Genomic DNA, 20,832 nt, shown 5'->3' on the forward strand with positions numbered 1-20,832 from the left:
ATCGATAACAACTGGACAGCAGTGCGCGGGTGTGGTTCTTGGTGGCCCCGCGACGGGACTAGGGTTTATTCATGAGCCCCCTTCGACCGTTGGATCAATCAGCCAAGCTTCAGAACGTCCTTTACGAAATTCGCGGCAACGCGTTGGTGGAGGCGTCGCGGCTGGAGGCGGCCGGGCATGCGGTATTGAAGCTCAACACCGGCAACCCGGCGATCTTCGGCTTTGAGGCGCCGTACCAGATTGTGCGCGACATGATCGCGGCCGTTCCGACCGCTCACGGCTACAGTGACAGCCGCGGCATTCTTTCCGCCCGCCGCGCGATTATTAGCCGTTACGAGCAGGTTCCGGGATTCCCGCACATTGACCCCGATGATGTGTATCTCGGTAATGGTGTGTCAGAACTCATCACCATGACGATGCAGGCGCTCCTCAACGAGGGGGATGAGGTTCTCATTCCGGCGCCCGATTATCCGTTGTGGACCGCCATGACCTCGCTGTCTGGTGGTACGCCAGTGCACTACCTGTGTGATGAGAACAACGGCTGGAACCCGGATCTGGAAGACATCCGCTCGAAGATCACGCCGAACACCAAGGCGATTGTCATCATCAACCCGAATAACCCCACGGGTGCCGTCTACTCGCGGGATGTTTTGCAGGGACTCGTGGATATTGCTCGCGAACACTCGTTGCTCATCCTGAGCGATGAGATTTACGATCGCATCCTGTTCGATGACGCTGAGCACATTTCCACCGCGACGCTTGCGCCCGACCTTTTGGTGATGACGTTTAACGGCTTGTCAAAGACCTACCGAGTCGCAGGATTCCGCGCGGGCTGGGTTGTTATTACGGGGCCGAAGAAGCACGCCAAGGGATTCCTTGAGGGCGTCACGCTGCTCGCTTCGACGCGGCTGTGCCCCAACGTTCCCGCACAACACGCGGTGCAGGCCGCCCTCGACGGTGTGCAATCGATCGATGCCCTTATCGCGCCCACCGGTCGTCTTCACGAACAACGCGACGCAGCCTGGGAAGGTTTGCAATCAATTCCTGGCGTCTCTTGCGTCAAGCCTCAGGGCGCGTTGTACGCGTTCCCGCGGCTAGACCCTGAGGTGCACGAGATCCGTGACGATGCGAAGTTTATCTACGACCTCCTCGTCGCAGAGCACATTCTTGTCGTGCAGGGCACCGGCTTCAACTGGCCAGCCCCTGACCACTTCCGCCTGGTGACGCTTCCGGAGGCACGCGTGATCACAGATGCGGTCGAGCGCCTCGGAAACTTCCTTTCCAGCTACAAGCAGTAACCGCTTGCCGTTGCCCTTCTCTTAGAGGAGGGCAACGGAGCTGGCTCGCCAGCGGTGATCTGTGCCTTCGAGTCGAATCGCCAAGACGCGCGTGCGAGCAGGCATACTGACCACGATGCACGCCTCGACGACCCCATCGGCCGGTTCCATGTGGTGGATGCTGACGACCTGATAGACCGGGCGCACCGCGGCGCGCGACGTTGCTGAGCGGGCTCGTGTCGCGAGTGAAACGCGTTGCGCAACACTCAGAAATGCCTCCTGTGACATCCATCGCGCCAATTGCTCAACTTCGCGCACGCCAGCAAGACACTCGATCAGGCCGATTGCCAGGTTGCGAAGCAAGGGCTCGGGCTCTGGGAGATCCGCGGTAGACGTGGGCTGAGGCGCGAAAAATTCCGTGACGTCGACTTCGCTGAGGTGCTTTCCGCGGCGTCGCGGACCGTTACTCGCTGCAATTGCAGACATGAGTTCTCCTCTACGCGTGGGGACGCACGTGAGAGCAAACCACAACCGTCCGGCCGAAAGCCGAACATGAAAGAATCTGTGGAAAATTCTCATCTTGATGACGCAGGACGGATACGCTCGGTGCGTGAACTGGGAGTCATACTTCGCCGAGCTCGAGGGGCAATTCGCTGAGGATGCCGCGGCTGAGCGCGCTTCGGTAGACCTGGAAGCAGAACGCGTACGTCAAGCGCGGCTCGACCTGGCGACGAGGCTGCGCGCGATGGCACACGATGGTGCGTTCGTCACGCTTGCCACGGTTGGCGATCATCAGTTCAACGGAACCATGCGGGCTGCTGGCACAGATTGGTGCGGGATCGACGTCGGTAACGGCGGTATTCGCTGCGTGCGCACCGACGCGATCAAGACGATCGTGGTGCCTGATCAGGTGCTGAGGCGTAGCCTGCTCACCGTGCCAAGCGATGCTCTCGCACAGCGTGCAACGTTCGGATATGTGTTGCGCGGGTGGGCGCGGCGCAGAACGCCGGTGCTCGTGCAGTTCACAGATTCATCGGTTGCCACGGGGACGATCGATCGCGCGGCAACCGATCATTGCGACTTCGCGTTTCACGACGCACATACTCCGCGACGTGACGGTGATGTCTCGCGCTTCGCCGTGGTTCCGTTTCACACCATCGCGGCGGTGAGTCCGCTCTCGGATGACGGACGCGTTATCGGGTCGTCCTGATGCGTAGAGCACCGCGCCGTGGAGCACTACCGCGGGCGGCGACCCTCAGTTCCTCCCCATAACTCGGGGAAACTCGCATTCACCGATTGGTTCCACAGCGCGATCCGACGAGACTCTTCGCGCTGCTCATCGAGGTAGTCGCTCACGCTCGCCTCGGCGACACGCCATTGTGCGGGCGAACCCACGCGGGCGCCACGCAGAAGGCCCTCGTGGATGAGGCTGAGGACCTCATCAACCGTGAGATCGAGAAGCTCGGCAACCTGCGCAAGGGAGACGTAACGCTCAGGGGCGTTGTTGTCAGGCATGTCCCCATTATGGCGCTATCCGCACGCCCTGTTCCCGGTGTGACGCGCGCTGTGGATAACCTCCGGCGCGTGCCGCGGCATCGTGTCAGCATGACGGCTATGTCATCGAGAACGAATCGGGCGGTGTGGGCAGACGCCCGGTTTCTGATTGGCCTCGCCCTGGTCGTGGCGTCAGTTGCCGGCGTGTGGTGGGTTGTCAGCGCTGCGCGCAGCACGACCCCGGTTGCCGTTGCCGCCACCGTACTTCTGCCTGGCACCCCGGTCTCGAGCGACGACGTGCGGTGGGTCGATGTGGCGCTGGGGGAGGCAAGCGACGCGTACCTCACCTCGATGCCAGACGATGCCACCACCACGCGTCCGGTCGCTGCTGGCGAGTTGATTCCGGCGAGTGCTGTCATCGCGCGAGAGCGAAGTGAAGTGACCACGGTGGTCGTCACGAGCCCGATCGACGTCGCCAGCACGGTGACGGTCGGGAGCGCGGTGGAAGTGTGGATGTCGCCAGTAAAAGACCGCGCGTATGACGACGCGCGGCTGCTGATTGAATCGGCAACGGTGGGTGCGATTCGTGAAAGCACCGGGCTTGCGTCCGGTGGCACGGTCACGTTGGAGCTGATCGTCAATCGCGATCACGTGTCGTCCGTTCTCGATGCGCAGGCCTCGAAGGCAGCGCTGTGGGTGGTTCCGCTCGGGGGAGTGCGATAGCGATGCGCATCGTGCTTGCCCTGCCGCAGGAGCTGGCGGAGATCGCGGCCGTCGGCTTTGCCAGCCGTCCGGAAGAACTTCATCAGGCTGATGCGAGCAGCCTGGCCACGGCGGATCTGAGCGGGATAGACCTTCTCGTGGTGCAGAGCGAACCTCGCGTGCTGAACGCGGCGCTCGTGGCCGCGTGCGACCGTGCAGGCGTTCGCATCGTGCCGTATGCCACCCAGCCCACAGGGGAGCGACTGGCGGCGTCATTCGGTCTTGCTGTGCTCACATCGTTGGAGGCAGACGCCATCGTTAACGACTCCGTGCCGATTCATCTGGTCCCGGTCACCGGAGGCGTCATCGTGGTGTGGGGTCCGCATGGCTCGCCAGGACGATCTACCGTGGCAGCGAGCCTCGCGGCCGAATGCGCTCGCGGCGGGCGACGGACGGCACTCGTTGATGCTGACAGTCACGCGCCGTCGATTGCGATCATGCTCGGTCTCACCGACGACGGGCCCGGGTTTGCGTCGGCCTGCCGTTCGGCGGAGCGCCGCACGCTCGATGCCGCCGAACTTACTCGGGTCTCGCAAGAATTGTCGGTACCTGACGGCACATGCTTCGTCTTGACAGGCATTAACCGTGCAGGTCGGTGGCCCGAGCTGTCTGCACGCCGGGTCACCGCGTCTCTCGATATCGCGCGGGGGTGGGCGGAAACAATCGTGGTCGACGTGGCAGCCAGCCTGGAAGACGATGGCGCGGTGCTGAGCGATATGGACGGCCCGCAACGCAATGCGGCCACAATCGCGGCGTTACGCTCTGCTGACCACATTGTTGCCGTGGCAACGGCTGATGCGGTGGGCATCGCCCGTTTCATCCGCGGGTACGCCGAGTTGCGGGAGCTGGTCGGGTCTACGCCGATTCATGTGGTCGTGAACCGGGTGCGCTCGGCTGTTCTCGGGCTCGACGCGAAAGGGCAGATTCGCCGCGCGCTTGAACGTTTTGCGAACGTCGAGGAGATTCTCTTTCTGCCGCACGAACCCGATATCGCGGATGGGGCGTCGCTGTACAGCAGATCTATCACCGATATCGCACCAAAGTCTGCTTTTGCTGCCGGTATTCGCCGCCTCGCGAGTGACCTTTTGGGTACGCCCGAGAGCCAGCCAACCCAGCAAGCGCGGCGATCGCGCAAGCGGGTGAAGAATAATCCCGGAACCGCTGACGCGACACCCGCGCGTGCCCAACTAGGCTGAGCATGTGTCAACACTGAGCGACCTCGTTTTTGCCCAGGGCCTTGCCGACCAGGCCGATGTGGAGTGGCTGCACCGCCTTGCCGGTGACGGTCAGCTTCTTGCCGACCTTGCGATTGCCGACATTGTGTTGTGGGTGCCGACCGCTGATGATTCGTTCATTGCCGTCGCGCACACCCGCCCTGGCGGTGCGGCAACGCTGTTCTACCGCGACATCGTTGGCGAGACGGTACGCCCGCAGTGGGCAACTCAGGTGCGCGGGGCTTTCCAGTCCGCTCAAATCGTGGACTCCTCATCGCCTGACTGGTTCGAGGAGATGCCGACGCGAGTGCGCGCCGCGCCGATTGTGCGGCAGCGCCCGTCGAGCGACGCGGCACCGCGCGTTATCGGTGTCTTGACGCGTCACACCAATCTCGGCGAGGCACGCACGCCCTCGCGCCAGCAGATCACGTTTAACGCGTGTGCTGATGAGCTGTTCGAGATGATCGGCTCCGCTGATTTCCCCGATATGGATGCTCCTGCGTCACCCCGGCGTGGTGCTCCTCGCGCCTCCGATGGTCTCGTGCGCTTGGACGTTGATGGCATTGCCACTTTCGCCAGCCCGAACGCGCTCTCCGCGTTTAACCGCATGGGCTTTGACGATGAGCTCGAGGGCGAGCCGCTCGTTGAAGTGGTCAGCCAGATTGTGCCGAGCTCGCGTGAGGTCGATGAGGCCCTCCCGGTTGTTGTCACCGGCCGTGCGCCGTGGCGCGCGGATATCGAAGCACGCGGTGTGACGGTCTCCTTGCGCGCCATCCCGCTGAAGAAGAATGGCACGCGTACCGGTGCCATCATTCTGTGCCGCGATGTCACCGAGATGCGTCACCAAGAGCAAGAGCTCATCACGAAAGACGCCACGATCCGCGAGATTCACCACCGGGTGAAGAACAACCTGCAGACGGTGTCGTCGTTGTTGCGTATTCAAGCTCGCCGCACACATTCGGAGGAAGCCCGTGAGGCCCTGACTCAGGCCATGCGCCGGGTCGCTTCGATCGCCATTGTGCACGACACCCTTTCTGAAGGTCTCACGCAAAACGTCGACTTTGATGAAGTCTTCGCGCGGGTTCTCAAACTTGTCGCCGAAGTGGCGGCGGGCGCCGGAACCTCCGCACGGACGAAGTCGGTTGGTCGCTTTGGACGCCTGCCGAGCGCGTATGCGACACCTCTCGCCCTCGCGCTCACGGAAGTTGTCACCAACGCCGTTGAGCACGGCCTCGCTGGCCGCGAGGGTGAGGTTGAGATTATTGCTGAACGCACAGGCGAGGAGCTCATTGTCCGCGTCATCGACACTGGTTCCGGTCTTCCAGAAGGCACGGTTGGCCGCGGTCTTGGCACGCAAATCGTGCGTACCCTCATTCAGGGTGAGCTGAGCGGAACCATCGACTGGCGTACGGGGGAAGCTGGCGGCACCGAAGTGACGGTGAAGATTCCTATGCGTTGGATCGCGAACGGCTAGGTTGAAAGCGCTCATAAGGGAGGGCACCCAGCGGGTGCCCTCCCTTATGAGGCACGTTGTGCCTTAGGAAGCGCGGCGTGCGCGAGCGGCGCGGCGCTTCAGCGCGCGGCGTTCGTCTTCGCTCAAGCCACCCCAAACGCCCGAGTCCTGTCCGGTCTCGAGTGCGTACTGCAGGCAGATTTCGGTTACGGTGCAGCGGGCGCACACCGACTTTGCCTTTTCGATCTGATCAACAGCCGGGCCGGTGTTACCGACCGGGAAGAACAGCTCGGGGTCGACAGTGAGACACGCTGATTTGTCGCGCCAATCCATTTTGGTAGTGCTCCTTGCAAAGGGGGGAGTGTGAGCGAAGGCTCGGGATGTGCCGGGGTTATTCGGATACCCTGTGTGAAGAATGCGAGCTGAAATGCTCGCCCCACGCCGCTGTGGGAGCACACGGCTAGACCAGTTTCCCACGGGTCATCCGATGAATCAAGGGTTAATTTTTCCTCACACCTTGGATTCAGCTACTTTTCAATTTGGTTAACGTCATCGCTCCCCGACAGGAGACTCATGAAATCCCGTATCGCTGCACGAATTGCTGCCACCATTATGGCCCTGGAAGCGCTGGTGATGATGGGTCTTGCAATATTGCAGGTCGTTGAACTCGTGAAGGGCAACACCGCATCGCTGACGAGCGCGATCGCGCTGATCGTGCTGACGCTCATCATCGGCGCCGGGATGGCGGCGTTCGCGTGGGGATTGCGCACCGACCAGACCTGGGCTCGCTCCGGCGGCATCGTCACGCAGCTGATGGCGCTGGCAGTGGCCCTGGGCGCTGTCACCGGACAGTACGCGCACCCTGCGATTGCCGCGATGATTGCCGCCCCGGCCATTGTCGCTCTGATCGCTATCTTTAAAGCCTCACAACAGACCGCGGCAGCAGACCGCGCCAGGCACGCAGCAGAACAATCCGCCGAGGTCGCCGAAGCGCCTGCCGACGGCACCGAAGCACCCGACGCGCGCTGAGGTTCCGCCCGAGCATCGCCGCGCCTGTGGGACGATGCTGCGCCAAGCCATACGATGAGAGCGATGATGCAACGACGCGTACGAATCACCACGGGCCATGGCGCACATGCGCGGCCCGTGGCGGAACTTGCGCGTCTCGCCCTCGGGCATTCACGCCCCATCATTCTCACGACAGAGCGGGGCGAGCGCGTCGATCTCACCAGCATTCTGGCGGTGATGGATCTCGGGCTTAATGAGGGCGAAACGGTCGTCCTCGAAACGGCTCCCAGCGCAACCGCAGGTGCCGTGCTCGATGCGATGGCCGACGTGCTGGCGCCCTCGCAACGCCCTCGTTAGCCATCAATGACGGCGACGAGCTCATCGAGGAAAGCTTCAAACGTGCTCGCGCGCCGCACGATACGTTGCACGCTGTCACGTTCGCTAAAGACCTCGACCAGCTGCTCGAAAACGGTCTGAAACGCCGCTCGATCACTTTCGCTAAACGCCGCGAGAGCGACAACCTGAACGCGACCATCACCCCACGCGACCGAGCCATCGGCAACGCCAAAGGCAATGGCTGTACGCTGAGCGGTCATTTGAAGAGCGTGCGGTACAGCCAGCGCGTCGGTGAATGCCGTCGATGACATGCGTTCCCGCGTGATCGTGTTTTCGATGTAGTCGGTGCCGATAATGCCGGTCTCCGCAAGCAGGCCGCCGAGCTGGCGAATAATGGCTTCGCTGCCCGCATCTGGCAGGGGAAAGACGAACGCATCCGCCACCAAGTAGCGGGAGAGTTCTTCGCGAAGTCGGGTGAGGCGACGCAGGCGTCGCAGTCGCGATGCGGAGGCGGAGACGCGGTCGATGTCGGCGTCTGTCAAAAACGGTTGAATCCGCACGAAGCGCTCGCTCGTGGTTCCGGGGTCAATCGTGGTCAACACCAGATCGGTCGTAATCGATGCCCAATCGGGGTCGACTTCGGTGACGACGGTGGTGACTTCGACAGCGGAACCAAGAGAGCGGTCGATGCTGGAACGCAACAGTTCGTGAAGTTCGTAATATCCAGGGCACACGATTGTCGCGCTCAGAATGGATTCTGCCTTGCGGCTGCGCTCCAGCCTGCCACCGATGTGCATCGCAATATACGCGATTTCGTCGTCGTGGACGGGGGAGCCCAGCCGGTCGTGTAAACCGCTGGCGATCGAGACGGCGACCTCGAAAATCATCGGGTACGACGATTTGAGTGATCGGGTCAGGGGGTTGCGCGTCCACGCCTGCTCTTGTGCACGACGCAACAGGTTTTGCACGTGCAGGGCGAGGCGAAGGATAAAGGCATCGTCGACGAGGTCGACCTGGTAATCCGTTGCGGCCTGCACGACTTCGGCGCGTACCGCCGCTTCGATCTCGGGCGTCACACCGCTGCGGGCAACATCAATGCCAGAACCCTGTCCGGGCGCGACGGCACGGGTGAGCACGAGGGTTGCGAGGTGGGCGCTGTCGCCTGCGCCGAGCGACACTCCAAAGTGGGTGTCGGCGAGACGCTGAATGACGTGACCGAGCTGCGGAATGTCAGCCGTCACCGCGGTTGTGGGAGATTCGAGGGCACGACCGGCGAGAACCCGGTCGGTAGCAATTGCGATGTGCAGGAGCACGTCGGAAATCGCGAGTTCATTGACGTAGTAGCCGAGTTCGCCGAGCTCGCGCACCAATTCTGTTTTGAACGGACCGACGGCGGTTGCCGTGACGGCCGACTCAGCCAGCGCATGCCGGAATCGTTCCGGGTGGAAAGACTCTGCCGAGACCTCATTGTGCGCGAGCCGGCTGAGCAGTCTCCGCTGTGCCACCTCCGTACCGCGTAGCCGCACGATCCCGCGGTCGCGCTCCAGCGTGAGATCAACCTCGCCAATCAGCGCACGCACGCGGGCAAGGTCGGCTTCGACCGTCGCTTCGCTCACGTGCAGACGCTCGGAAAGGTCGTACACGTCGACACCGTCATCGGCATTGAGGAGCTCGCGAACCACCGTGTGCAGCCGGTCGCGGGGCGCAGAGTCGCCAGGCACGCGGATGTGTAGTGCGTCGTGGGCGCCCGGGCCCGCGCGGTATCCGGCTGGGCCCGACTGAATCGCATCACCTGCGGGTATGCGCAGATTCACCGCGGCAACGTATGAGCGCACACTGCGGGGAGTGACCCCCAACATATCGGCGAGCTCCGCCGCCGTTGCCCACTCACCGGCACGCAGGAGCGCTTGCAGGAGATGATCCTGACGCTGACGCGACATCGGGCTCCCTCCATTGCTGTTGTTGTCTCATGATGCCAGCCCTGCGCGCGTTTCGGGCACTAAGCGGACGTTCCGCAGGGGCGGAAAGGAACCTGGTGGCGACGCTCTCAGCTTTTGTTCAGACTGGGGGCAGAGGTGAGATCAATGGAGATTCTGGTGGTGTGCGGTGCCGGGGCATCAAGCACCTTTGTCGCGCGCCGGTTGCGTACTGCGGCAGCAGCGGCGGGCCTGGATTGGTCACCACGCGCTGTTTCTCGCCATGAGCTGGGTGCCGACGCCGATGTGGTTCTGGTCGGCCCACACCTCGCCGAACAGATGAGCGCGATCTCCGCGGCCTCGCACGCCGCTGTTGTGCTCCTGCCAGCCGACATTTTTGCCGACCTCGACGGCACCCGCACGCTTGCCCTCGTGCAAGCCGCGATTCATATCCCTGCGAAAGGAACATCATGACTGCCATGACGCGCACGGTCAGCATCGGATCAAGCCACGGCCTGCACGCCCGCCCCGCCAAGATTTTCGCGCAGGCGGCAAAAGAATCGGGTGTGGCTGTGACGGTCGCCAAAGAGGGCGGCAAGCCGGTCAACGCCGCCAGCATTCTGGGAATTATCGCGCTCGGTCTCAACCACGGCGATACCGTGACGCTCACCGCTGACGGCGATGGCGCTGACGCGGTGCTTGACACGCTCACCGAACTGCTCATGACCGACCATGATGAGGACCCCGCATCATGACGATCCTGCACGGCGTCGGCATCGGGCAGGGCATCGCCCACGGGCCGACGGTCCGCATGCCCGATGCTCTCCCGGCACCCGCTTCGACGCCGAGCGCGTTGACAAGCGCGGAAGAACTCACCCGCGCCGAAGCCGCCATGGCCACGGTGGTCACCGACCTGCAGGCACGCGCCGACGCCGCTGGCGGTTCTGCCCAGGAGGTGCTGGAAGCTCAGGCGATGATCGCAGAAGACCCGACCCTGCACGATGAGGTCAGTTCGCGTATTGACGAGGGGGCGACCGCTGAGTGGGCTGTTTTTGATGCTTTTGCCGGGTTCCGTGCGACGCTCGAAGCCGTTGGCGGATACCTCGGCGAGCGCGCTGCCGACCTCGATGACATTGCGCAACGCATTGTGGCAGCGCTCCGGGGCGTCGCCGCTCCCGGTGTGCCCGACCCCGGCCACCCCTTCATCCTGGTGGCGCGCGACCTGGCACCAGCCGATACCGCGCTGCTCAACCTTGATCAAGTGCTCGCGCTTGTCACGAGCGAGGGTGGCCCGACATCGCACACCGCGATTTTGGCACGCGAGAAGGGCATTGTCGCTGTCGTCGGTGCCGCCGATGCGCTCGAGATCGCAGATGCAACCACGGTGATCGTCGATGCGGCAAATGGAACCATTGCGACAGCACCGTCGACAGCGGAGCTTGCCGACGCAGAACGGCGCGAAAACGAACGACGCACAGCCGAGAGCTTGCCGCTCACCGCAGGTGCCCTCGCAGACGGCACTGCGGTTCCGCTGTTGGCAAACCTTGGTAAGCCCGCTGATGCACCCGACGCGGTCGCGAAGGGCGCCGAGGGCGTGGGTCTTTTTCGCACCGAGTTTCTCTTTCTCTCGGCGACCGAAGCACCCACTGTTGCCGAACAATCTGCGGCTTATACCGAGTTGCTTAGTGCTTTTCCCGGACGCAAAGTCGTGGTGCGGTTGCTCGATGCCGGGGCAGATAAGCCGCTGCCGTTCTTGAGCGGCGCTGCGGAAGAAAACCCGGCGCTGGGCTTGCGTGGTTTGCGTGCGCTGCGCGCTCAGCCGAACATTTTGCACGATCAGCTGACGGCGCTCGCCGAAGCGGATGCCGCCACCGAGGCGGAACTGTGGGTGATGGCACCCATGGTGACAACGGTGGAAGAAACCGCGTACTTTACAACGCTGGCTCGCGAGTTTGGACTGCGCTCGGCCGGTGTCATGGTCGAGGTTCCGGCAAGCGCGCTGCTCGCAGATCGCGTGCTGGCTCATGCGGACTTTGCGTCGATCGGCACGAACGACCTGACGCAATACACGATGGCAGCGGACCGCTTGCTCGGCTCCGTGTCGAATCTGCAGGATCCGTGGCACCCCGCTGTTCTGCGGCTCATTAGCGAGGTCGGTGCCGCGGGCTCGCGCGCATCGAAGCCGGTGGGTATTTGCGGCGAGGCCGCCGCCGATCCGCTCCTGGCCGTTGTTCTCGTTGGCCTCGGCGCCACGAGCCTGTCGATGGCGCCCAGCGCCCTCGCCGATGTTCGTCACTCCCTTGCCCAGTTCACTCTCGACGATGCCAAGCGGCTCGCCGACATCGCGCTGGCGGCCGACGACGCCGCAGGCGCGCGCTCAGCCGTGGCAGCAGCTGCGGCGTCGATTCCTCCTCACCAGAAAGAGAAGACATCATGACAACGACGTCATCGTCCATCCCCACGCAGGGTGGCGCTCGAGTTGGCGTGCAGAAATTTGGCACCTTCCTCTCGGGCATGGTTATGCCGAACATTGCGGCCTTTATCGCCTGGGGCTTCATCACGGCCCTGTTCATTCCGGACGGCTGGCTGGGAAGCAACAGCCCGGTGGCGGCCTGGCGCTGGGAGGACTCGGCGATCCTCGGCGGTGGCACCGTTGACGGTGTCGACTTCCCCGGACTCGTCGGCCCGACCATCACCTACCTGTTGCCGCTCCTGATCGCCTTTACCGGTGGCCGGATCGTCAACGGGCACCGTGGCGGCGTGGTTGGCGCTGTGGCTGCCATGGGTGTCATTGTGGGCGCTTCCGGCACCGTCATGTTCCTGGGAGCCATGATTGTCGGTCCGCTCGCCGCCCTTGTGTTGCGGTGGGTGGAGAAGCCGTGGCAGGGCAAGATTAAGCCCGGCTTTGAAATGCTGGTTGACAACTTCTCCGCCGGATTTGTCGCTTTCTTCATGGCATTGGCATCGTTCTTCTGGCTTGCCCCCGTCGTCAAATGGGTGACCGATGTGCTCGGCGACGCGGTCGGCTGGCTCGTCGAGACGGGCTTCCTGCCGCTGGCAAGTCTCGTGGTGGAACCCGCGAAGGTGCTGTTCTTGAACAACGCCATCAACCACGGTGTCTTCACACCGTTGGGTACCGAGCAAGTGCAGGAAACCGGGAAGAGCCTGCTGTTCCTGATCGAAGCTAACCCCGGCCCGGGTGCTGGCATGCTGATCGCGCTGATGGTCTTCGGTGTGGGCGCTGCGCGCGCTACCGCCCCCGGTGCGTTCATCATTCAGTTCTTCGGTGGCATCCACGAGGTGTACTTCCCGTACGTGCTGGCAAAGCCGCTGCTGATCGTGGGTTTGATCGCGGGTGGCGCGACCGGTGTGCTCACGAACATGATTTTCCAGTCGGGTCTCGTGGCACCTGCGGCTCCCGGGTCGATCTTCGCGGTCCTGATCCAAACGGCACCTGGCAGCCACATCGGCGTCATTTGCTCGGTGATCTTCTCCGCAGCCGTCACCTTCGCGGTGTGTGCCGCTGTCTTGCTCGCATCGCGCAAGCGCGACGCCGCGAACGATGCTGATGGCGACGCGCTCGCAGCAGCCATCGCGCAGACCGAGGCAAACAAGGGCAAGTCCTCGAGCACGCTGTCGAACCTGGCAGCGTCTGCCACCGCCAAGACGGCGACAGCGGCTGCCGTGGCAACCGCCCCGATCCGCCACATCGTGTTTGCGTGTGACGCCGGCATGGGCTCGTCTGCGATGGGTGCGAGCGTGCTGCGCAACAAGCTCAAGAAGGCTGGTGTTGAGGGCGTCACCGTCGTGAACCAGGCCATCGCGAACCTGGACAGCACCGCCGACCTCGTCATCACGCAGCAGCAGCTCACAAGCCGTGCGCAGCAGAAGTCGCCGAACTCGATCCACGTCTCCGTCGACAACTTCATGAACTCGCAGAAGTACGAGGAGATCATCGACATGGTGCGGGATCAGGAACCACCGGCCGAGTAAGAGCAGAGCGGTGCGGCAGGTCGATGCCTGCCGCACCGCCAACAAGCCGCATCGCACAACACAGGGAGAGATCATGAGCGTTTTGACCATCGGGCAGATTCGTATCCATGCCGGGTCTGCGTCGCAGGCCGAAGCCATGCAGGAGGCCGCTGACATCCTCGTCGCGGCAGGAGCCGTCACCACCGCGTATATCGACGCTATGCATCAGCGCGAAGCAAGCGTGTCAACCTACATGGGCAACGGTCTGGCGATTCCACACGGCACCAATGAAGCAAAAGACACCATTCTGGATTCCGGTTTGTCTGTTGTTCGATATGACGGTGGAGTTGACTGGGCAGGCGAGCCCGTCACGTTCGTGATCGGTATCGCGGGCAAGGGAGACGCTCACCTGGAGATCCTGTCGCAAATCGCGCTGCTGTTCTCCGATGATGATGACGTCGCACGTCTCACCGCCGCAGATTCCCCCGAGGCGCTCTTCGCGCTGCTGTCTGCGGTGAATGAGCAATGAAAGCCGTTCACTTTGGCGCAGGCAATATCGGTCGCGGTTTCGTCGGCTGGCTACTGCATGAGGGTGGCTACGACCTGGTGTTCTCCGATGTCGCAGCCCCCCTCGTTGACGCCATTAACGCGGTCGATTCTTACACCGTTTTCGAGGTTGGTCCGGGCGGCGTCGATCGCATCGTGACCGGTTTTCGTGCCGTGAACAGTGCGACGGACCCAGAAACGGTGGCCAGCGAAGTGGCCACCGCCGATGTGGTGACATGCGCGGTCGGACCGACAATTCTGCGCTTCATTGCCCCGGCTATTGTTGCGGGCTTGCAACAGCGGGATCCGGCACGCGACGCGTTGCACGTGATGGCGTGCGAAAACGCCATCGGCGCCACAGATCAATTGCGCGACGAAATCGCGGCGCTCGCGGGGGAGGAGGCAGGGGAGCTTCTCAGCCGTGCGGTGTTCGCCAATACGGCGGTCGATCGCATCGTGCCTGCTCAGCCCGCCAACAATGGTGTGAATGTGACGGTGGAACCATACTTTGAGTGGGCGATTGAGTCGGCTCCGTTTGGTGGTCGACTTCCGCAGATCCCCGGTGCGCACTTCGTTGACGATTTGACACCGTACATTGAGCGCAAGCTCTACACGGTCAACACCGGGCACGCGTCCACCGCCTACTTTGGCGCAGCGGCAGGCATCGAACGCATTTCTGACGCCCTGGCGGAGCCCACCATTGCGACACGAGTCGGTGCGGTGTTGGCAGAAACATCGGCGATGCTGCATGCGGTGCACGGGCTTGAGGAATCGGAGTTGGCGACCTACCGCGAGACGATTCTGGCTCGGTTTCGCAACCCCGCACTCATTGACACCGTGAACCGTGTCGGGCGGGAACCGATGCGCAAGCTCTCCCGTAACGACCGCTTCATTGGTCCTGCTGCTCAAGCCGCAGAACGTGGTCTGAGTACCGATGCGCTGCTGAGTGCCGTTTCGGCTGCGCTGGCGTTTCACGATCCACAAGACGAGCAGTCGGTCAGGCTCCAGGAGATGCTGGGCACAACGCCCGCTCCCGAACTCGTTACCACGATCACCGGTCTGGACTCCGAGCACCCACTGTACGCAGGCCTGCTCGAGATTTTCGCGGCGCGGCAGTCGGCTTAAGCGGTCGCGGTTTCGAGCCCGAGGAGCTTCACAACGCGGGCAACGTGGCCGGTCGCCTTCACGTTGTACAACGCGGTCGTGATGATGCCTTCTTCATCGATGATGAACGTCGAACGAATAACACCTTCGTACGTGCGGCCGTAGTTGATCTTTTCACCCCACGCGCCGTATGCGGTGAGCGCGGTGTGCTCGGGGTCGCTGAGCAGCGGGAAGGTGAGCGCGTCGCGGTCACGGAAGCGCCCGAGACGTTCGGCCTCATCGGGGCTGATGCCAATGACGGCGTAGCCAGCTGCAGCCAGCGCGGCTGAGTTATCGCGGAACTCGCAGGCCTGCGTCGTGCAGGCCGGGGTCATTGCCTGCGGGTAGAAATACAACACGACCTTGTGGCCGCGGTAGTCCGCGAGCGAGACGGGCTTGCCGTCCTGGTCAGGAAGGGTGAACAGAGGGGCACGGGTACCGGGTTCGAGTCGCAAAGTCACACTCTTCACCATACGGTGCCGCCCGTAGGAGTCGGCAATCGCCGCTCAGGGCTGCTGCTTGGCGCGCTCTTCGAACGAGGCAAGCAGACGGTGCAGCGAGTCGAGTCGTGCGACGCCGGCTTCGCTGAGCGTACCGGCAGCTGCCGCCTCATTGAGGGCGCAATCGTCAGCATCGGCAAGGTGCGTGCAGCCACGCGGGCACTCGTCGGCGAGTTCATCGAGGTCGCGGAACGCCCGCAGAATATTCTCCGGGTTGACGTGGCCAAGACCGAACGAGCGCACACCGGGGGTATCGATGGCCCATCCGCGGCCCTCGGCCGATTCATAGCGAAGCGACACGGTTGATGATGACGTGTGGCGGCCGCGGCCGGTGACCTCATTGACGTGCCCGGTCGCGCGGCGCGCTCCCGGTACGAGAACGTTCACCAGCGTCGACTTACCGACGCCGGAGTGACCGACGAGCACCGTGGTCTTACCGATCAGCGCACGACCAATCTCCTCAATCGGGACGTCCCCGGTCGCCGAACGGAAGACCTGCAGATTTTCGATACCGGCGAAGTGCTTGAGAAAGTCTGTCGGATCGGAGAGGTCGGTTTTGGTGATCACGAGCAGGGGAGTGATGCCGGCGTCCAACGCTGCCACCAGATACCTGTCGACGAGGCGTTCGCGTGGTTCCGGATCGGCCGCCGCGACAACGACCAGCATCTGGTCGGCATTCGCGACGATCACGCGCTCAACATTGTCGGTGTCGTCAGCGCTACGGCGAAGCAATGTGGAGCGCTCCTCAATGCCGACGATGCGCGCGAGGGTTCCTTCGTCTCCCGATGTATCACCGACGACGCGGGCGCGGTCGCCGGTGACGATGGCCATGCCGCGGAGCTCGCGTGCTCGCGACGCAATCACGGTGCGCTCCTCGTCGGTGTCCTCGCCGACCATCACCGTGTATCGCCCGCGGTCGACACCGAGAACCCGAGCGATTTGTGCGTCTGCGTGTGCGGGGCGCCGTTTCGTGCGGGGACGGTTGGCCTTGGGATTTGGCCTTACCCGAATGCGCGATTCATCGAAGTCGTCGTCATCGTCGTCGAAATCGCCAAGCCAACTCACGCTGCGTGATCTCCGTTGCCTGCCAGCATGCCCTCCCACAGTTCGCGGAACTGCGGGAGAGTCTTGGCCGTGGTGGTGATGTCGTCGATCACAACGCCGTCGACAGCGAGGCCGATGAGGGCGCCGGTTGTGGCCATCCGGTGGTCATGGTGGGCGCGCCAGATGCCGCCGTGCAGCGGTTGCGGGATGATGCGAATGCCATCCTCGAGCTCTTCTGCACGACCGCCGAGAGCTTCAATCTCACTGATGAGCGCCGCGATGCGGTCGGTCTCGTGCTGACGAATGTGGCCGATGCCACGGAACGTTGATGGCGAATTGGCCAGGGTCGCAAGACCGACCAGGTTCGGTGCCAGTTCACCCGCTGCAGAAAGGTCAAGGTCGACGCCGTTGATCGTTCCGGTGCCTGTGACCGTGAGAACGCCGCTCCGGCGGCCGACGCGCGCACCGAACTGCGGGAGGATCTCCATCAGCATGGCGCCTGGTTGCGTGGAGTGCACCGGCCAGCGTGGCACCGATACGGTGCCGCCGGTCACGAGCGCAGCGCACAGGAAAGGTGCGGCGTTGGAGAGATCGGGTTCGATCGTGATGTCTTTGCCGCGGATCGCGCCGGCCGGAACCACCCACTCGCCTGGGTTCGGTGTTTCCACACGGACGCCACGGTGCGCGAGGGCCTCAATGGTCATGTCAATGTGCGGCATGCTGGGCAGACGCTCACCGGTGTGGGTGAGGTGTAGGCCGACATCAAAGCGGGCAGCGACGAGCAGCAGGCCGGAGACGAACTGGCTGGAGCGGGATGCATCGATGCGGATCTCTCCGCCACGAATCTGCCCGTGGCCCTTCACGGTGAAAGGCAACGCCCAATTGCCGCCGTCGTCGATGTCGACACCGAGATCGCGCAATGCGCTGATCATCTCGCCCATCGGCCGGTGTAGTGCCGTCTCGTGTGCGGTGACGAACACATCGCCGCCAGCGAGACCCGCCATGGGCGTGACAAATCGCATGACGGTTCCGGCTTGACCACAATCAACGGTGGTGCCAGCCGCGAGCGTTTTTGTTGGCGTGATGATCAAATCATCGCCAAAGGTGCTGGTGCCTTCGACGAACTCAACCGTGGTTCCGAGGGCGCGGAGCGCTTCAATCATGCGGTCGGAGTCTTGAGAGTGCAACGGGGCAATGATGCGGCTGGGGCCATCAGCGAGAGCCGCGAGAACAAGCTCACGGTTGGTCAGCGACTTCGAGCCAGGTACTTCGACATGGGCGCGTAGGCGCTCGAATGATCGCGGCGCCTCATACGTGCGTCGCGCGGGGGGTGCGGGGCTCACAGCGGTGTCTTGACTCATCGCCACTAGCCTAGTGCGCACCCCTGACAACGCCTCATCTATGACGGCGAGAGTTTTCTCATCGAACGTGCATACTCCGCCGAGGGAATACTTTGTGCCATGGCGCGTTGATCCTAGTGACACGATATTCACGATCGGGCGGGAGGCGGCGTGTGAGCACACTCATGCTGAGCGACTCAGCAGTCTCTGACGATGCGAGCGATCTAGACTGGCTCGCAATGGATGAGTCAGCTATCTCCCCGAGCGCGGCCGCCGATCCTCGAACGCAGTTCGAAGAGCAGGCGTTGCCGTTCATGGATCAGTTGTATGGCGCGGCAATGCGGATGACCCGCAACCCGCAAGATGCCGCTGATCTGGTGCAAGAGACCTTCGTGAAGGCGTTCGCCTCCTGGGCTTCGTTTACCCAGGGCACGAACCTGAAAGCATGGCTCTACCGCATTTTGACGAACACGTACATCAATACGTATCGCAAAAAGCAGCGTGAGCCCTACCAGGGCACGATCGACGACCTCGAAGATTGGCAGTTGGGCGGAGCCGAGTCCACCACGGCGGCACGTTCGCGTTCCGCAGAAGCGGAAGCGATTGACCACATGCCGGCGTCGATCGTGAAAGATGCTCTGCAGTCTCTTCCGGAAGACTTCCGCTTGGCGGTTTATTTCGCCGACGTTGAAGGCTTCGCGTACCAAGAGATCGCCGAGATCATGAAGACACCCATCGGCACGGTGATGAGTCGCCTCCATCGCGGGCGAAAGCTTCTCCGCGACCAACTTGCCGACTACGCCGCTGAGCGGGGCATCCACGCGGCAAAACAAGGAGCACAGAATGACTGACTGCGGGTGCGAAAAGGCGCGTCGCGATCTCGAAGAATACTTGCGCAACGAAGTGTGCAATACCGAGGCGTCTGACATTCGCGACCACCTGGAAAACTGCGAGAACTGCCGTGATGAGGCGCTTGTCGCCCGTACGCTGACCGAAGTGGTCGCTCGTGCGTGCAAGGAAGCTGCACCTGAAGAGCTGAAGGCGATGGTGCTTGCGCGCTTGCGCGAGCAACAGACGCACTCCTAACGGACCGTGTGCACGCTGTTGATGACGGCGCGCAACATTCCTGCCCGCAGTGTCGGTTGGGCGTGCCACGATGGAGACATGACGAATGTTTCCACCCTCACCCTGAACTCCGGCCTTGAGATTCCTCAGCTCGGCTACGGCGTCTTTAAGGTTCCGGCCGAAGACGCAGAACGCGCCGTCAGCGAAGCCCTCGAAATCGGCTACCGCCACATCGACACCGCCGCTATTTACGGCAACGAAGAGGGCGTCGGCGCGGCCATCGCGAAGAGTGGCATCGCGCGCAACGAGCTGTTCGTCACCACCAAGCTCTGGAACGACCGTCACGATGGTGACGAGCCCGATAAGGCCATCGATGAAAGCCTGACCAAGCTGGGTCTCGACTACGTTGACCTGTACCTTGTGCACTGGCCCACCCCGGCACACGACAACTACGTACACGCGTGGGAGAAGGTCGTCGCCATCCGTGACCGCGGCCTGACGCGCTCGGCCGGTGTCTCCAACCACCTGGTGGAGTACCTTGAGCGCCTCGAGAAGGAGGTCGGTGTCCTGCCTGCCGTGAACCAGATCGAACTGCACCCGTTGCACCAGCGTCGCGACATCGTTGAATGGTGCGCCGCTCGCGACATCAAGATCGAAGCGTGGGGCCCGCTCGGCCAGGGCAAGTACGACCTCACCGAGATCGCCGGCGTCGCCGATGCGGCCGCCCGCACCGGAAAATCGGCGGCACAGGTTGTGCTGCGCTGGCACTTGCAGAAGGGCAACATTGTGTTTCCGAAGTCGGTGCGCACCGAACGCCTGAAGGAAAACATCGATGTGTTCGACTTCGAGCTCACGGCAGATGAGATCGCAACGATCGACTCGGCTGACAAGGGCGAGGAAGGCCGTGTTTCGGCCGACCCGCGCGAAGTAAACTAAGCACACCATGTCCCGGTTGTCGGGCACAGCAAGCCCCTACCTTCGCTCCCACGCAGACCAGCCGGTCGCGTGGTTCCCGTGGGGAGAAGAGGCTTTCGCCGTTGCCCGCGACCGGGACGTTCCCGTCCTGGTCTCGATCGGCTACTCCACCTGTCACTGGTGCCATGTCATGGCGCGCGAGTCTTTCGCTGACCCCACCATCGCCGCCATCATCAACGCGCACTTCGTTGCCATCAAAGTCGATCGCGAAGAGCATCCCGAGGTCGACGCCGCGTTCATGGCTCAGGCCTCCGCGTTCACAAGCAACCTCGGGTGGCCCCTGAACGTTTTCACGCTCCCCACTGGTTCCGCCTTCTTCGCCGGAACCTATTGGCCGCCACAGGCACACGGCGGCATGCCCGCATTTCCTGACGTGCTGCGGGCGGTAGCCCGCGCCTGGCAGGAGAAGCGGGAGAGCCTGGAGGAGACCGGAACCGCGGTGCGCGATGCACTGGTGGCGCTCGGGCAGCAGGGCGGCGCAGACGACGTATCGGCGGCCGATGTTGCGGCAGCGGCGCGCGCTCTTATCGCCACTGAAGACGCCGAATATGGCGGTTTCGGCACCTCGGGCCCGAAATTTCCCATCGCAACGGCATTGCAGTTTTTGCTGGCAGAAGGTGTCGATACCCTCGCGCCAGGAAGCCGGGACGTGGGCAGCTTCACCCTACGCGCGATGCGACACTCTGAACTGTTCGACCCGGTAGACGGCGGGTTCTTCCGCTATGCGACCGAGCGTGATTGGACGACACCACACTACGAGCGCATGCTCGTCGACAACGCGTAGCTC

Annotated in this window: 24 protein-coding genes; 17 read left to right on the forward strand and 7 right to left on the reverse strand. The window is 63.0% G+C overall.

The window, feature by feature from the left end; translation table 11 throughout:
* The first annotated feature begins 71 nt into the window (after window positions 1–71).
* Window positions 72–1,298, forward strand: coding sequence for a pyridoxal phosphate-dependent aminotransferase (locus tag KTJ77_RS03555; RefSeq protein ID WP_217337125.1), 1,227 nt, complete (start codon window positions 72–74; stop codon window positions 1,296–1,298).
* Window positions 1,299–1,319: 21 nt separating this feature from the next.
* Here the strand turns inward: KTJ77_RS03555 and KTJ77_RS03560 are convergent, their stop codons facing one another.
* On the reverse strand, window positions 1,320–1,763 hold the full coding sequence (locus tag KTJ77_RS03560; RefSeq protein ID WP_217337126.1) for an Rv3235 family protein: 444 nt from the start codon (window positions 1,761–1,763) through the stop codon (window positions 1,320–1,322).
* Window positions 1,764–1,887: 124 nt separating this feature from the next.
* On the opposite strand from KTJ77_RS03560, the gene KTJ77_RS03565 reads away from it, so the two are divergent.
* Entirely contained in the window at window positions 1,888–2,487 is a 600-nt protein-coding gene (locus tag KTJ77_RS03565) for a hypothetical protein (protein WP_217337127.1), read from the forward strand.
* Between the two features lie 26 nt (window positions 2,488–2,513).
* On the opposite strand, the gene KTJ77_RS03570 is transcribed toward KTJ77_RS03565, so the two are convergent.
* Window positions 2,514–2,792: a helix-turn-helix domain-containing protein gene (locus KTJ77_RS03570; protein WP_217337128.1), complete on the reverse strand. Its 279-nt coding sequence runs from the start codon at window positions 2,790–2,792 to the stop codon at window positions 2,514–2,516.
* A gap of 99 nt (window positions 2,793–2,891) precedes the next feature.
* Here KTJ77_RS03570 and KTJ77_RS03575 point away from each other — a divergent pair, with 99 nt between their 5' ends.
* Genes KTJ77_RS03575 through KTJ77_RS03585 form a run of 3 tightly spaced genes read left to right on the forward strand, consistent with a single transcriptional unit; the run spans window position 2,892 to window position 6,221 of the window.
* The gene (locus KTJ77_RS03575; RefSeq protein ID WP_217337129.1) at window positions 2,892–3,494 is read left to right on the forward strand and encodes an SAF domain-containing protein; all 603 of its coding nucleotides are present in this window, start codon (window positions 2,892–2,894) and stop codon (window positions 3,492–3,494) included.
* Window positions 3,495–3,496: 2 nt separating this feature from the next.
* Window positions 3,497–4,729 (forward strand): P-loop NTPase, encoded by a 1,233-nt coding sequence (locus KTJ77_RS03580; protein WP_217337130.1) that lies wholly within the window; start codon window positions 3,497–3,499, stop codon window positions 4,727–4,729.
* Window positions 4,730–4,733: 4 nt separating this feature from the next.
* Window positions 4,734–6,221, forward strand: a complete 1,488-nt coding sequence (locus KTJ77_RS03585; RefSeq protein ID WP_217337131.1) for a PAS domain-containing sensor histidine kinase — start codon at window positions 4,734–4,736, stop codon at window positions 6,219–6,221.
* 63 nt (window positions 6,222–6,284) lie between these two features.
* Here the strand turns inward: KTJ77_RS03585 and KTJ77_RS03590 are convergent, their stop codons facing one another.
* A complete protein-coding gene (locus KTJ77_RS03590) occupies window positions 6,285–6,533 on the reverse strand; it encodes a WhiB family transcriptional regulator (RefSeq protein ID WP_121060093.1) in 249 nt (82 codons plus the stop codon).
* Between the two features lie 240 nt (window positions 6,534–6,773).
* Between KTJ77_RS03590 and KTJ77_RS03595 the strand changes: the two genes are divergently transcribed.
* On the forward strand, window positions 6,774–7,229 hold the full coding sequence (locus tag KTJ77_RS03595; protein ID WP_217337132.1) for a histidine kinase: 456 nt from the start codon (window positions 6,774–6,776) through the stop codon (window positions 7,227–7,229).
* Window positions 7,230–7,292: 63 nt separating this feature from the next.
* A complete protein-coding gene (locus KTJ77_RS03600; RefSeq protein ID WP_217337133.1) occupies window positions 7,293–7,565 on the forward strand; it encodes an HPr family phosphocarrier protein in 273 nt (90 codons plus the stop codon).
* Here the strand turns inward: KTJ77_RS03600 and KTJ77_RS03605 are convergent.
* Window positions 7,562–9,484, reverse strand: coding sequence for a transcription antiterminator (locus tag KTJ77_RS03605; RefSeq protein WP_217337134.1), 1,923 nt, complete (start codon window positions 9,482–9,484; stop codon window positions 7,562–7,564). The two genes, KTJ77_RS03600 and KTJ77_RS03605, sit on opposite strands and share 4 nt — an antisense overlap.
* 144 nt (window positions 9,485–9,628) lie before the next feature.
* On the opposite strand from KTJ77_RS03605, the gene KTJ77_RS03610 reads away from it, so the two are divergent.
* The 6 genes from KTJ77_RS03610 to KTJ77_RS03635 all read left to right on the forward strand — a co-directional run bounded on the left by KTJ77_RS03610 (window position 9,629) and on the right by KTJ77_RS03635 (window position 15,103).
* The gene (locus KTJ77_RS03610) at window positions 9,629–9,934 is read left to right on the forward strand and encodes a hypothetical protein (protein ID WP_217337135.1); all 306 of its coding nucleotides are present in this window, start codon (window positions 9,629–9,631) and stop codon (window positions 9,932–9,934) included.
* On the forward strand, window positions 9,931–10,215 hold the full coding sequence (locus KTJ77_RS03615; protein WP_217337136.1) for an HPr family phosphocarrier protein: 285 nt from the start codon (window positions 9,931–9,933) through the stop codon (window positions 10,213–10,215). The genes KTJ77_RS03610 and KTJ77_RS03615 overlap by 4 nt, the downstream gene beginning before the upstream one ends.
* A complete protein-coding gene (ptsP, locus tag KTJ77_RS03620; RefSeq protein ID WP_217337137.1) occupies window positions 10,212–11,897 on the forward strand; it encodes a phosphoenolpyruvate--protein phosphotransferase in 1,686 nt (561 codons plus the stop codon). Before KTJ77_RS03615 ends, ptsP begins: the two co-directional genes overlap by 4 nt.
* A complete protein-coding gene (locus KTJ77_RS03625; RefSeq protein WP_217337138.1) occupies window positions 11,894–13,453 on the forward strand; it encodes a PTS mannitol transporter subunit IICB in 1,560 nt (519 codons plus the stop codon). The genes ptsP and KTJ77_RS03625 overlap by 4 nt, the downstream gene beginning before the upstream one ends.
* Before the next feature lie 73 nt (window positions 13,454–13,526).
* Complete coding sequence (locus tag KTJ77_RS03630) at window positions 13,527–13,961, forward strand: PTS sugar transporter subunit IIA (RefSeq protein ID WP_217337139.1); 435 nt, start codon at window positions 13,527–13,529, stop codon at window positions 13,959–13,961.
* Entirely contained in the window at window positions 13,958–15,103 is a 1,146-nt protein-coding gene (locus KTJ77_RS03635; protein ID WP_217337140.1) for a mannitol-1-phosphate 5-dehydrogenase, read from the forward strand. The genes KTJ77_RS03630 and KTJ77_RS03635 overlap by 4 nt, the downstream gene beginning before the upstream one ends.
* On the opposite strand, the gene bcp is transcribed toward KTJ77_RS03635, so the two are convergent.
* Genes bcp through aroA form a run of 3 tightly spaced genes read right to left on the reverse strand, consistent with a single transcriptional unit; the run spans window position 15,100 to window position 18,026 of the window.
* On the reverse strand, window positions 15,100–15,582 hold the full coding sequence (gene bcp / locus KTJ77_RS03640; protein ID WP_217337141.1) for a thioredoxin-dependent thiol peroxidase: 483 nt from the start codon (window positions 15,580–15,582) through the stop codon (window positions 15,100–15,102). The two genes, KTJ77_RS03635 and bcp, sit on opposite strands and share 4 nt — an antisense overlap.
* Window positions 15,583–15,627: 45 nt before the next feature.
* Complete coding sequence (gene rsgA, locus KTJ77_RS03645; RefSeq protein ID WP_217337142.1) at window positions 15,628–16,686, reverse strand: ribosome small subunit-dependent GTPase A; 1,059 nt, start codon at window positions 16,684–16,686, stop codon at window positions 15,628–15,630.
* Window positions 16,683–18,026 carry a 3-phosphoshikimate 1-carboxyvinyltransferase gene (gene aroA / locus KTJ77_RS03650; protein WP_217337143.1) on the reverse strand — a complete coding sequence of 448 codons (1,344 nt, stop codon included), beginning with the start codon at window positions 18,024–18,026 and terminating at the stop codon, window positions 16,683–16,685. The genes rsgA and aroA overlap by 4 nt, the downstream gene beginning before the upstream one ends.
* 164 nt (window positions 18,027–18,190) lie before the next feature.
* Here aroA and KTJ77_RS03655 point away from each other — a divergent pair, with 164 nt between their 5' ends.
* The 4 genes from KTJ77_RS03655 (at window position 18,191) to KTJ77_RS13355 (ending at window position 20,829) form a co-directional block, all read left to right on the forward strand.
* Window positions 18,191–18,856, forward strand: coding sequence for a sigma-70 family RNA polymerase sigma factor (locus KTJ77_RS03655; RefSeq protein WP_367948892.1), 666 nt, complete (start codon window positions 18,191–18,193; stop codon window positions 18,854–18,856).
* The gene (locus tag KTJ77_RS03660; RefSeq protein WP_217337145.1) at window positions 18,849–19,091 is read left to right on the forward strand and encodes a zf-HC2 domain-containing protein; all 243 of its coding nucleotides are present in this window, start codon (window positions 18,849–18,851) and stop codon (window positions 19,089–19,091) included. Before KTJ77_RS03655 ends, KTJ77_RS03660 begins: the two co-directional genes overlap by 8 nt.
* Before the next feature lie 78 nt (window positions 19,092–19,169).
* Window positions 19,170–20,006, forward strand: a complete 837-nt coding sequence (locus KTJ77_RS03665; RefSeq protein WP_217337146.1) for an aldo/keto reductase — start codon at window positions 19,170–19,172, stop codon at window positions 20,004–20,006.
* Window positions 20,007–20,013: 7 nt separating this feature from the next.
* A complete protein-coding gene (locus KTJ77_RS13355; RefSeq protein WP_254367354.1) occupies window positions 20,014–20,829 on the forward strand; it encodes a thioredoxin domain-containing protein in 816 nt (271 codons plus the stop codon).
* Window positions 20,830–20,832: the final 3 nt, after the last annotated feature.

Origin of the sequence: Microbacterium sp. NC79 (genome assembly GCF_019061125.1) — a bacterium.
GTDB lineage: Bacteria > Actinomycetota > Actinomycetes > Actinomycetales > Microbacteriaceae > Microbacterium.

Excerpts from the sequence above, each read along its gene's own strand:
- KTJ77_RS03625 (WP_217337138.1), top strand. The coding sequence starts at position 11,894 with ATGACAACGACGTCATCGTCCATCCCCACGCAGGGTGGCGCTCGAGTT.
- KTJ77_RS03610 (WP_217337135.1), top strand. The coding sequence starts at position 9,629 with ATGGAGATTCTGGTGGTGTGCGGTGCCGGGGCATCAAGCACCTTTGTC.
- KTJ77_RS03580 (WP_217337130.1), top strand. The coding sequence starts at position 3,497 with ATGCGCATCGTGCTTGCCCTGCCGCAGGAGCTGGCGGAGATCGCGGCC.
- KTJ77_RS03600 (WP_217337133.1), top strand. The coding sequence starts at position 7,293 with ATGATGCAACGACGCGTACGAATCACCACGGGCCATGGCGCACATGCG.
- KTJ77_RS03590 (WP_121060093.1), bottom strand. The coding sequence starts at position 6,533 with ATGGATTGGCGCGACAAATCAGCGTGTCTCACTGTCGACCCCGAGCTG.
- aroA (WP_217337143.1), bottom strand. The coding sequence starts at position 18,026 with ATGAGTCAAGACACCGCTGTGAGCCCCGCACCCCCCGCGCGACGCACG.
- KTJ77_RS03555 (WP_217337125.1), top strand. The coding sequence starts at position 72 with ATGAGCCCCCTTCGACCGTTGGATCAATCAGCCAAGCTTCAGAACGTC.
- KTJ77_RS03570 (WP_217337128.1), bottom strand. The coding sequence starts at position 2,792 with ATGCCTGACAACAACGCCCCTGAGCGTTACGTCTCCCTTGCGCAGGTT.
- KTJ77_RS03660 (WP_217337145.1), top strand. The coding sequence starts at position 18,849 with ATGACTGACTGCGGGTGCGAAAAGGCGCGTCGCGATCTCGAAGAATAC.
- KTJ77_RS03605 (WP_217337134.1), bottom strand. The coding sequence starts at position 9,484 with ATGTCGCGTCAGCGTCAGGATCATCTCCTGCAAGCGCTCCTGCGTGCC.
- KTJ77_RS13355 (WP_254367354.1), top strand. The coding sequence starts at position 20,014 with ATGTCCCGGTTGTCGGGCACAGCAAGCCCCTACCTTCGCTCCCACGCA.
- KTJ77_RS03560 (WP_217337126.1), bottom strand. The coding sequence starts at position 1,763 with ATGTCTGCAATTGCAGCGAGTAACGGTCCGCGACGCCGCGGAAAGCAC.
- KTJ77_RS03655 (WP_367948892.1), top strand. The coding sequence starts at position 18,191 with ATGCTGAGCGACTCAGCAGTCTCTGACGATGCGAGCGATCTAGACTGG.
- KTJ77_RS03635 (WP_217337140.1), top strand. The coding sequence starts at position 13,958 with ATGAAAGCCGTTCACTTTGGCGCAGGCAATATCGGTCGCGGTTTCGTC.
- KTJ77_RS03630 (WP_217337139.1), top strand. The coding sequence starts at position 13,527 with ATGAGCGTTTTGACCATCGGGCAGATTCGTATCCATGCCGGGTCTGCG.
- ptsP (WP_217337137.1), top strand. The coding sequence starts at position 10,212 with ATGACGATCCTGCACGGCGTCGGCATCGGGCAGGGCATCGCCCACGGG.
- KTJ77_RS03665 (WP_217337146.1), top strand. The coding sequence starts at position 19,170 with ATGACGAATGTTTCCACCCTCACCCTGAACTCCGGCCTTGAGATTCCT.
- KTJ77_RS03575 (WP_217337129.1), top strand. The coding sequence starts at position 2,892 with ATGTCATCGAGAACGAATCGGGCGGTGTGGGCAGACGCCCGGTTTCTG.
- KTJ77_RS03615 (WP_217337136.1), top strand. The coding sequence starts at position 9,931 with ATGACTGCCATGACGCGCACGGTCAGCATCGGATCAAGCCACGGCCTG.
- KTJ77_RS03595 (WP_217337132.1), top strand. The coding sequence starts at position 6,774 with ATGAAATCCCGTATCGCTGCACGAATTGCTGCCACCATTATGGCCCTG.